Annotated in this window: 2 protein-coding genes and 1 tRNA gene; 1 reads left to right on the top strand and 2 read right to left on the bottom strand. The window is 66.4% G+C overall.

Going from position 1 to position 2,147, the window contains the following annotated elements; translation table 11 throughout:
• Positions 1-105: 105 nt before the first annotated feature.
• Entirely contained in the window at positions 106-408 is a 303-nt protein-coding gene (locus BN903_RS02395) for a hypothetical protein (protein ID WP_048076220.1), read from the bottom strand.
• A gap of 138 nt (positions 409-546) precedes the next feature.
• Between BN903_RS02395 and BN903_RS02390 the strand changes: the two genes are divergently transcribed.
• The gene (locus BN903_RS02390; protein ID WP_048076219.1) at positions 547-1,581 is read left to right on the top strand and encodes a sensor histidine kinase KdpD; all 1,035 of its coding nucleotides are present in this window, start codon (positions 547-549) and stop codon (positions 1,579-1,581) included.
• A 303-nt stretch (positions 1,582-1,884) separates the two neighbouring features.
• Here BN903_RS02390 and BN903_RS02385 read toward each other — a convergent pair.
• Positions 1,885-1,955: transfer RNA gene (locus BN903_RS02385), tRNA-Gly, on the bottom strand.
• Between the last annotated feature and the right edge of the window lie 192 nt (positions 1,956-2,147).

Genomic DNA, 2,147 nt, shown 5'->3' with positions numbered 1-2,147 from the left:
ACGACATCACCGACACCGGTATCTCCGTGTACGATCAGGCGAACATCTTCTGACCGGCGGGGCCGACGCCGAAGGCGACGGAACCCCCGCGACACACGACAAGCTTCATTTCTCGCCCACCGGTGTGTCGGGTATGACTGCGCCGTAGGTCACCACCGGACTGGCTTCGAAGTACGTCGGCCTCCCCGCGCAGATCGCCGAGTTCCTCGTCGTCGCCGCCGCGCTGTACCTCCCCGGGCGGTACGTCGTCAGGCCGCTCGTCAGTTGGGTGTTCGACCGCCGAGCCCTCGCTCCGACCCTCGAACGGACGGTCGAGAAGCTGATCGGCGTCGGCACCTTCGTGATCGCGCTAGTCGTCGCGGCGTGGGTCGCGGGCTTTACCGCGCTGTCTGTGACCGCGCTTCGCACCACCGGCTTCGGAGCTGAATCTGGCGCTCGCCCGACGGGACATCGCTGTGTCACGAATCCCTCCCGTCAGAGAACGACCGAAACGCGCTGGAACGGAAGGCGATATGTACCTCCATGCCGACACGTCGACCGAAGGTGATGTCGTCTCTCTCTCGCCCGAACGCCGTCGGTCTCGTCGGTGTCTCGATCGTCGTCGCGACCGCGGTCACGGGCGTAGTCGCCGACGTGTCGACGCGAACCGTCCTCCTCCAGTCGTCCGTCCCGCTCGCCGTCGGGATCGGTCTCGTCGGCTACGGCGCGTTCCTCCGCACCCGAGAGGTCGACCTGAAACCCCGGACAGTCCTGACGGGGACCGCCCTCGGTCTCGGTGCGTTCCTCGTCGTCGGCGCGTGGTTCGGCCTGATAAGCGCGCGCCCGGACACGTCGATCCGGCTGTCGATCGTCGCCTCGTTGAGTATCGGGTCCGCGTTCGGAACCCTCGTCGGGAGCTACGCGACACAGCTACACGACGCGAACGAGCGCCTCCGGGAGACGAACCGACGGCTCAAGGCGAGGAACGACCAGATGGACGAGTTCGTGGACGTGGCGAGCCACGACCTTCGGAACCCCGTGAACGTCGCTCAGGGACGCCTCGAACTGGCACGGGACGAGCGCGACAGCGAACACCTCAGATCGGCCGGGAGGGCGCTCGACCGCATGGACGAACTCATCACCGACCTCGTCTCGCTGGCGAAGGCGGGCGATCAGATCCGGTCGTTCGAGCCGGTCGATCTCGGGGCCGTCAGCGAGGGCTGCTGGGATCTCGTCGCGACCCGGGACGCGTCGGTCTCCGTCGACACGAACCGTACGGTGCGCGCCGACGGCAACCGAATCAAACAGATATTCGAAAACCTGTTCCGAAACGCTGTTCAGCACGGCGGCGACGGAGTCACCGTCACCGTCGGCGATCTCCCCGACGGGTTCTTCGTCGAAGACGACGGGGCCGGAATTCCCGAAGAACTCCGCGGAGCAGTCCTCGAAGACGGGTTCTCCACGTCCGCGGACGGCGTCGGTCTCGGTCTCTCCATCGTCGCACAGGTGTCACAGGCGCACGGCTGGGACGTGACCGTGACCGAAAGCAAGACCGGAGGTGCGCGGTTCGAGTTCACTGGCGTCGGGACGGTCGACGACTGATTCGGGCCACGAGTCGACTCGCTCGGAGTCGTTCGCTGCGCGCGATTAATAGGGCTCAATTCCGTGGGATACCTGCGGCTCGCGAGTTGCTCGCCGCAGGTATGCACCGTCCGGGAGTCCCGTGAGTGAAGCGAACGGGACAACGGACGGGGCACGAACGAAGTGAAGTGCACCGTCCGGGAATTGAACCGGAGGAAGACGGTCCGGGCATGCGGCCTCGCTTCGCTCGGCCGTTCCGGGCTGCGGCTTCCAGGGTTCAATTCCGTGGGATACCTGCGGCTCGCGAGTTGCTCGCCGCAGGTATGCACCGTCCGGGAATTGAACCCGGGCTATTAGCTTGGGAAGCTAATGTCCTACCACTGGACCAACGGTGCGCGGACTGACGTACCCGACCGTCCCACTTGAACGTAGCGTTTCGGTGGGCGCGGGCCACACGCCGGCCCCCGAATGCCGCGAGCCACACGCTTAAGCCGCGGCCGACGGTCTCGTGTCCATGACCGACGACACAGCGGACGCGACCCGGTCGGACGGGGCTGCCGCGGTCGAGCGCGTGCGCGAGCGAGCGA

This window comes from Halorubrum sp. AJ67, assembly GCF_000513435.1.
Note: the sequence above shows the minus strand (reverse complement) of the source record. Positions and strands in the feature narration are given on the sequence as shown.